The sequence below is a fragment of the Novipirellula sp. genome (assembly GCF_041583735.1).
Taxonomy (GTDB): domain Bacteria; phylum Planctomycetota; class Planctomycetia; order Pirellulales; family Pirellulaceae; genus Novipirellula.
The window spans coordinates 1-7,559 of sequence record NZ_JBFHFD010000422.1 but is presented as its reverse complement, the minus strand read 5'-3'; the positions used below and the strand labels follow the sequence as shown (position 1 = coordinate 7,559).

The 7,559-nt window shown below is 50.8% G+C and carries 5 protein-coding genes; 1 reads left to right on the top strand and 4 read right to left on the bottom strand.

Features of this window, described 5'->3' with window-relative positions; genetic code table 11:
* Positions 1-289: 289 nt before the first annotated feature.
* The 4 genes from cas2 to ABX962_RS24585 form a co-directional block, all read right to left on the bottom strand.
* Positions 290-598: a CRISPR-associated endonuclease Cas2 gene (gene cas2 / locus ABX962_RS24600; RefSeq protein WP_372723222.1), complete on the bottom strand. Its 309-nt coding sequence runs from the start codon at positions 596-598 to the stop codon at positions 290-292.
* Positions 595-1,596 (bottom strand): type II CRISPR-associated endonuclease Cas1, encoded by a 1,002-nt coding sequence (gene cas1, locus ABX962_RS24595; RefSeq protein ID WP_372723220.1) that lies wholly within the window; start codon positions 1,594-1,596, stop codon positions 595-597. Before cas1 ends, cas2 begins: the two co-directional genes overlap by 4 nt.
* 83 nt (positions 1,597-1,679) lie before the next feature.
* The gene (gene cas9 / locus ABX962_RS24590) at positions 1,680-4,880 is read right to left on the bottom strand and encodes a type II CRISPR RNA-guided endonuclease Cas9 (protein ID WP_372723218.1); all 3,201 of its coding nucleotides are present in this window, start codon (positions 4,878-4,880) and stop codon (positions 1,680-1,682) included.
* Between the two features lie 616 nt (positions 4,881-5,496).
* On the bottom strand, positions 5,497-6,345 hold the full coding sequence (locus ABX962_RS24585) for a class I SAM-dependent methyltransferase (protein WP_372723216.1): 849 nt from the start codon (positions 6,343-6,345) through the stop codon (positions 5,497-5,499).
* A gap of 393 nt (positions 6,346-6,738) precedes the next feature.
* Here ABX962_RS24585 and ABX962_RS24580 point away from each other — a divergent pair.
* A partial coding sequence (locus tag ABX962_RS24580; RefSeq protein WP_372723214.1) for a hypothetical protein occupies positions 6,739-7,559 on the top strand: 821 nt, incomplete at its 3' end.

The following is a 7,559-nucleotide window of genomic DNA, read 5'->3' as shown; positions in this document are numbered from 1 at the left end:
TGTTGCGGATTGATCGCAGGCAGAGATTGGTTACTCTCGTGCAGGCTGATCTGGATTGGGAACCTGCTGTTGCGGATTGATCGCAGGCAGAGATTGGTTACTCTCAAGCCGGCCGTGGTGTCGATCGACTCGGCGGTTGCGGATTGATCGCAGGCAGAGATTGGTTACTCTCAGAGCTTAGGTCAGTAACAAAGGTCGCTGAGTTGCGGATTGATCGCAGGCAGAGATTGGTTACTCTCCGTCTCGATCTAAACCCTTTTCTCCAATGGAGTTAGAGGACGTTCATAGCTTAGAAAAGCTGTAGTTGCGAGGGAGCAGAGGTGGTAAGGATTCGTTTTGAACCCCAAAAAATACGCATCCGTTCGAATTGCTTGTCGGTAATTGACAGTAGGCGGACTTCGCCGTCGGGAGGAAGTGCCGCTTCAATTCGCTGGATATGAACCGTTGCGTTCTCGCGGCTGGGGCATGCCCGTGCATAAACCGAGTATTGCATTTGTTGGAATCCGTCTTCAAGCAACTTTTTTCGGAACTGGGTATAGTCATATCGTGCTTTTTGAGTGTCGACGGGCAGATCGAACATGGTAATGACCCACATCATTCGGTATCCGTTGATTCGCATTTTTTTCTGCCAGAGTCAGGTTTTCCGGGGATGGCAACAGGGATCTCTAATCTTTTTTCCTCTCCGGAATAGCAGCGTACGAGTGATGTCGCAAGTCGGTGCATCATCACCATTAGCGGTCCAGTCTGCCCCCTTAGCTTCATCGGTTGAGTGAGCAATCCCAACAGTTCAGCTTTGATTGGTTGGGTTAATTCCTCAAGTGAATCAAGTTTTACGTTGAGGGAACGGACCCGGTCGTCGACTAGTGGGCGAAAAGGCTCGATCAAATCATCGGCAAGGCAGAAGTGGTTGCCGCGGTTCTGGTGATACACGCCTAGGCTAGGCTGCAGTCCCGCTGCAACAATTGCACGCCCTAGCGCCGCGCGTAATACGGCATATCCATAATTCAGGCAAGCGTTTATCCCGTCACCATCTTGATCCCGACGAAAGCGATTGTTTTTCATGATGTCCACGTGAGGATTGTCGAGCCAATGCTGCCAATATATCTTGGCCGCCTGGGCTTCGAGATTGCTCGGGTCACCGGAGCGAACTTGGCTTGCGAGCATCATCAGTCTGCGGTAGGCAGGTGTAGACGCCTTAAGGTTTGTAGCCTGTGCCTTGATTTTTGCCACGACAAGTTGCTGCCATAGTCGTTTTTTTAGGGGCGCAGATGCTGAAATTTGGTCGGCAATTCTCCAGACTACTTCGCCATGTTGAGCCAACGGCAACAGCATCGCAGTGGGCAAATGATTGCGACCGCATAGCACGACCGCAGCACCGCTCTCCGCTAGCGAGACGAGGGCCTGGTGGGAATACGTTGTTTGCGGGTGATCGACCACGACAACACCAACGTCTTCACAAGGCGTGGTCCCCAATACCGAACCATCGCGTTTGAGTTGCAGTTGCCTGTGTTTAATGCACAGGTGAGCTGCCTGTTGGGAAATCTCCAATGTTTGTTTGATCATCTGGCACCCTGGTTTTGATGCAACGCGTTGCATTATTCTCTATCCAAGATAATTCGACGATCGGTTAAACAATAACAAATTTGCTGGATAAGCTGAATATGTCGTGCACAACGACGTTAATCCTTTGCCCAGCGTCTGCGACCAAGTGGGTCGACTGTCACTTTACGAGCTAGGAGAGTGTTCGGTGTAAACAGAACCTTGGACCGATTGCTACTTCGACGCGCATCAGAATGGACTGCAAATTCCATTTGCTGTGTGGTTGACTTTGCCGACTTAAATTGCAGTAATACTTCTTGCCCGTTCAATTCTGCCAGTACGAGCTCACGACTGGAAAGCGACATCAAGAACGTAGCATCAGGGTAATCTGGATGGGTGCGTTGGATGATCTTGATACCGTCTTTGATGCGTTTGGCAGCCTCCAATGTCGTTACAAATACAGCTTCCCGCTTACTCTTGGAATCTTTGTGTATTTCAAAAATACACAAATGGTGCGTCGATCCAGGTTTCACGTACGCTTGGCTTGAAGCGTCCACAGAACGAAGCATTTGGATAGTTTTTTCCGGTTTCAGCAAGCGCACTCGCTTAATAGGGACACCGGAAGGCATGCAGACGTTTGTTAGCGCGGACTTCATTTTGGATGCATCCGGTTTTTTTCCTCGCGCAAGATCGATACCGGCTTCAGACAGTCTTGCAATTACAAGCTTACGAATGGCGCAATCGCGAATTCGATTTACTTCTGCGGGTGTCAGGTCGGCCAATGGTTTCCGGTTGGCCCATGCGTTCGCTGTATCTGTTTTTCCATATATGGTTTCCTCATGTAGTGCGCCTTTGACTTTTCGTTCTACTCGATGGGAGACATTTATAGTTGCTATGCGTCTCGCGATTGATGACCGAAAGTTTACCCATGGCACTGGGACTCTACCATCGTCGTTACGAGAGATCCTTGCACGCATCGTTTTTGATAAAGATTGCAGCCGACTCCGATTGGTCAAGGCAACAACGATGGCGTCAATGGCGTGATGGCGATGATCTGCCCTGTTTTTTTCTCCAGCGTTTAATTTATCCTGTTCTTGCCAAGCTGGGCTGTCGGGTAGCTCGGAAAGAATTGTGTCTAGTCCCCATTGCCAGCGTAGTTCTGCGGTCAGTTGTCCTTTCAGTCCTAAAACTTTACTTGGTTTATCAAATAACAATTGTAAAAATTCAACCGTAGCACGTGTGATGTATCCCGTGTCGTTGAGTTGCCGGTTGATGAAGTCTCTTGAAACGATTTCCTTTTGGAAGAAGCGTTTGTATTTGGCATAGGGCATTTGGCCAGCTTTCAGCAGTTGGGCGGCGCGTTGGCACACTTGCTCGTAACGAACTGGGGCGTCCACATGTAGCCATTGATACGGTGATTGCTGATTCTTCGCAGCATTGCATTCTCTGTGGCAAAGAACTTTGTTGGATTGCGAGTCGTCTAGAGTCAGTGATCGTGGCAATATATGGTCGATGTCAGTTGCCCCTCCATGCAACTGATTTTGGCTTATGGTCTTACCGCAATAGATGCATTGGAGTGATTGCTGTTGCCACAATCGGTACTTTAAGATCGAATCACGCGACGGACGCTCGCCGATGGTACGTATAGCTTTTGCCGCATCGCCGCGTTGTTTTTCATTTTCACGCATGCGGGTGTTGTATTCTTTGCGTTTTTCACGTCCCATCTGAAGAGAGCGAGCCATCTCGACATGAACTTCATCCGGCTTGCCGTACTCACGAATGATTGCATTGACCACTTTGCGTAGTTCGAACAGAGCGCGTTTTACAACGGGATTTGGCAGGTCACCAATCCTGCAATCTGCTGGGGACACGCGAGTGAAATCTGGGAGCGAATCAAATAGCCGTCGCTGGAGTTCGTCACGACGGAGATATCCGGCCGCGTGAAGGGCGCTTCGTTTTGGGTCGCTTTGGGATTGGTAGATCAGCCCCCGTTCAAGGTGCGGCATCAGGCGGTCAATTGCTATCCGTGACAGCATGATGTAGCCGACGGGCAAATCAACGTTCAATGCCGCGTCGGCTTGTTGTGCCGTCAACCCGAATTGCTGAATTAAGGATTGTAAAACCAAGTCGTCGTCATTCTGATTCTCTCGTAACAGCTCGACGATGGCATCTTTCCGCGACTCGTCCCAGTCGTGCCATTCAGGGCCAATGTGCTTTGCGCATTCCGCGTCGAGAGTCATTCCCTTGATTGAAGATCGTTTGCCACGTTCTAAGTTAAACTTGACAGAGTCAAGAAAATCCAGCTTACTCCGGATTTGGCTGAAGCTTGCTACGGATTTTCTTTGTAGCAAATCGAGGAGCAAGGTCCGTTGATCCGGAGACAACGCGGATGGTAATCCGGTATCGGGATCTACGTACCTTAAATTGTTGACTTCCTGCAGCACGCGAAATCGTTCAGCATGGCGATCCGCTTTGGGACAACGTCTTTGTTTGGGCTCTAATTCGCACGACCCAACGACTGATTTCGGCCAATACATGTGTCGCTGGAAGAAAATTAGTCCCTCGATACCAAATGACTCAAGGTCGCTGCTTCTGCCACGCTGGGGATCGCTCTTCGCAATCGGTTGAACCGGCTTGATCGCTAACTCTGCATTTTTGGGGCGGACACGATTTCCCCATCTGGCATGATCTGTCAACAATGCGGGGTGATGTGCTTTTTGGAAGTTCCATATTGCTTCGAACTCTTGGAAGATCTGACGTCGCGACAGATGGCGGGCACGTACGTGATCATCCTGTTGGCGGTTGGAATGTTCCAAAGACTGGTGCTTGTCGGCAAGGAACGCTCCGATCGTTTCGAATCCTCCTTGTAACCGCTGTCGTTCATTTTGATTGATTTCGGCCAGCATGCCTTGTGTTTCTTTGTCGCCGCGATCCTTCTTGCGATTGGATAAAAAACCTCTTCTTTGGTTGAGATGAAGTAAAATACGTCCAATTTCAAATGGTTCGAGCGGTTGACTCGTGGCTCGACTACGAAGAACGAAAGGATCTTTCTCGTACATTCGAGTTTGTTCGTCCTTGTTGTCTGGCCAAAGATTAAGCTCGATTAATGATGTAATCAGTTGTTTGCGTCTGTGAACACGTCGGCGGTTTTGTCTCCGCATTGCACGAGCAAGTCGTCTAGCTTCATTCTTCGACTTTTCTTTGCCCGTGTCGAAAGCATCTACGCCTTCCGCAAAGACCCGTACTCCCGCATCAATAAGCTCAGCGTTCTTGCCATCTCGTACTAACGCCCAGCCGATAGAGTTCGGCCCCATATCCAACCCAAGGACTACGTTCGACATCACCTATCACCACATTTTGCTTGCACGTAAAAACCTCTGAATCGATCACTGACAACCGATTGCGTCGACAGCAGGATAACTGACGGGGCTTTCAGTTGCGAGCGAGCAAAAATAATGCAATCGCTTGACAACCTCTCTATGTAGAATAAAATTCTAGATAGAGAGTAACCAATCTTTGTCTGCGGACTTTTCGTAACAAGAGAAAAATTCGTAGGCACTGCTCCACGGAGCAACCGGCCATGCTGTTTTTTACAGTGTGGCTTTTTTTTGCTCTGACTGATATGATTGAGGGCGTTTGTGCGACTTCACGTTTAGCAACCGTGCACGCCGCGACGCAAACGTACAGCAGCAATACCCAATCTTTGGGCCGACAATTGTTAGGTCTTGGTAAGAAGAGGCTTTGTCCGCCAGCTGTCAATTTACGCTTAAAACAACGTCGTTTTTTGTCGCATCATGCGGTGCCGTTTTGGGTTTAAGAGATCGCTGTTTGTTTATAGCGGTACTGTTTTAGCTTATCTGCAGTGGGAAAACTAACTGCGAAGACAGTTGAGGTCATGGATTAAGATTGAAAACGGGAGCGTTTTACGATTTTATCCCGGCGTGAAGGTTGGTGGCTTTACTTGTTCGTCTCCAGTCGCTCGAACACATATTCGTTGCATCCCCATCCGTTGCCGACGGTCTTGAGTTCGTTGAGCACAAAACCGTGTTGCCGCAGCGGTACGATGATCCGTTCTGGTTTGGCGACCTCAAACGGCAGCCCTCCGATCCAATCGACCCAGTCGTGCCATGCCGACATGCCGCGGTCGTCGCGTTTCGCCCTCCAATCTTTCAGCGGCGAGGGGTTTTGTAAACGAGCAAGTCGGGCGAGAGCAAACTTGCACTCATACCACGACGCGATTGCAAGAACCCACAGAGGACGCAGTGGTTTGGGTAAGCGGTTGTAGGTCTGTTTGATCTTCAGCCAGCGTCGACTCGCTCCGCCTTGGTCGTTGTAGATCGCCAAAAAAAGTTGACCACCTGGCTGGGTCGCACTGGCGGCAATTTCAATCGCACGATCCATCTGGCCAGTGTGATGCAGCACGCCCCACGAGTAGACGATATCGAACGTGCCTAGCGATTCGATCCGGGCTTGGTCGAGCACCGAACCCTGGTCGATCTGCCAATTGGATGCGTGCGGGGCGAATCGCCGCTTCAATTCTTGGGTGCACCCGACGCTGTCGTGGTCATAGTCGATCGAGACCACATCGGCGCCTAGGTTGTGGGCCGCTAGCGAGAATAGGCCGCTGCCGCTGCCGATATCCAAAAATCGTTTGCCAGTAAGCGATGGATTGCCCAGCATCTGCTGAAGCGATCGCTCGGCTTCGGCAACCCGCTTGTCGTCGAGTCGTTCTAAAAACGATCGCCAATTTTCACCAAACGTGAACCGTGGCCGCTCATGCTCTTGGGCTGCAGATGTCGATGTCACGGATCGCCTGGGGGCAAAGGAAATAGGAAGACGGGCGAGAGAAAAACGCGAGGGTGAAAAGGGGGACAGCTTGCAAAAGGGGCGTTCGCTGCGTGTAGGGTCGAAATGATCCGGTAAACGCGATTTTGCCGCGAAACGCTATCAGCCCGCACTCCGCCAGTGGGCACAAGGTCGCTCGCAATCGTTAAAGAATCGGTAATCGTGAGAACCGGATCGATACCCCCATGACTTAGGGTCAATACAAAACACATCATCCGTTTCGGACATCGTAATGTCGGGACGTTCTGATGTGAAGAAACTGCATCCCGTTTCCGCAAAGTTCGATAGCAAATGTAGGCCGGGTCGCCGTTACGATTTTGATTGTTGAGAATAAATAGGCAGGTTTACCAAACGATGCGAATTCTTTTTTCCTACCTCCTGTTGGGCTTGGCCGTTTGTACCGTAAATCAGTCATACGGCCAGAGCACGATCAGCAATTCTCCGTTCGATTTGACCCTGAGCAAGGGGGCTTGGATTGCGTCGCTTCCCGAGTATCAAATGGGAACCAACAGCAGTGGTGGATCCGCATTTTTTGATGATCAAGATCAGTTCGGTGGTATCGTTCGACTCGACGCGGTTCGCCGGGCCCTGGGGACACGCACGAGTTTCGAAGGCAACATTTTCTATGCGTTCGCCGGATCATCGAGCGACGGAAACAATGGCGATATCAACTTTCCCAACCCGATGGATGGATCCAATATCTTGCGATCGGGCGCCTCGCCACGGTTCGATAGTGATGTTCAACATTACGGGGGTGACTTGGTCATTCGCGATACCTGGAAAACTCGCTTTGGCGGGCTGTCGGCCGGAGTGGCGTATAGCTTGATGGCGTTTGACCAAGACTTTGAGCTCGATGACGGTTCGCTGCGTTTGTTCAAAGAAGAGCTCGACACCGATTTCCAAGGCGGCAAAGTGGTCACCGGTTGGGATGGCTATCTGTTGGGACGGGCGAGCAATTTGAAGCTGAACGTTGGTATCTACGACATGGACGCCAGCTATTGGGCCACACCCTCGGCGGTCGCCGCCCGCTACAGTGAAGAGCTCAGTAAGACGACGTACACGATCGAGACCGAGTTTACGACCCGCGATCAGTTCTGCGGCTATGACGTCGGGATGACCATCGGCGTGACCTACTTTGCCGACATGCCCACGATCCAGCACAACGTTGGCTCGGC

Coding starts and splice junctions, on each gene's coding strand:
- cas2 (WP_372723222.1), bottom strand. CDS start 598: ATGATGTGGGTCATTACCATGTTCGATCTGCCCGTCGACACTCAAAAA.
- cas1 (WP_372723220.1), bottom strand. CDS start 1,596: ATGCAACGCGTTGCATCAAAACCAGGGTGCCAGATGATCAAACAAACA.
- cas9 (WP_372723218.1), bottom strand. CDS start 4,880: ATGTCGAACGTAGTCCTTGGGTTGGATATGGGGCCGAACTCTATCGGC.